Origin of the sequence: Agrococcus sp. HG114, from assembly GCF_024723325.1 — a bacterium.
GTDB lineage: Bacteria > Actinomycetota > Actinomycetes > Actinomycetales > Microbacteriaceae > Agrococcus.
On record NZ_JANQCH010000264.1, the window covers coordinates 1 to 628 of the forward strand.

General features: G+C 79.5%; 1 pseudogene. It reads left to right on the forward strand.

From position 1 onward, the window contains the following. Positions 1-447 (forward strand): annotated as a pseudogene (locus NWP09_RS13145) (hypothetical protein); the annotation flags it as partial. Positions 448-628: the final 181 nt, after the last annotated feature.

The following is a 628-nucleotide window of genomic DNA, read 5'->3' on the forward strand; positions in this document are numbered from 1 at the left end:
CTCGCCGGCGGTGCGGGCGCCGCGGCAGCGACGGCCGCGGCGTTCGGCGACGGGGTGATCCCGACGGTCGACGAGCTCGGCGCCGACCCGGCTGCCGCGCGCGGGGGCACGCTGCCCGGCGACCCGGTCGCGGGCGACGACGCCAGTGCGGAAACCGGGCACTCCGATGCCGGCACGAGCGGCGGAACGATCCCCGAGGTGCACCGCGGCGACTCGGAGACGCCTCGCGGCTACTCGCCCGCACCGGAGGAGGGCCAGCACGGCCGCGACCACGAGGAGGCCGAGGAGGGCGCGGGCTACCGGCCGGGACCGAGCAGGGATGCGCAGGACGGCACCGCGGTCGTCGGCGCGGACCCCGACATCCACACCCCGGCGGAGGAGACCGACGTCGACGCTGCGCCCGAGGGCCGCGCCGACGAGCGGACCGACGAGGCCGACCGCGCCTGAAGCATCCGCCCCGGTGAGGGCGGCGGCCGGCCCGCACCGCCCGCCGGGGCGCCGGGCGTCGTGGTCGGCAGCGGCTCGAACAGCGCAGCCGCTCGGCAACGCAGCGGCTCGACAGCGCAGCGGCTCGACAGCCGCCCGAGACAGCACGACGCCCGCCGGAGGACCGGCGGGCGTCGTCGCG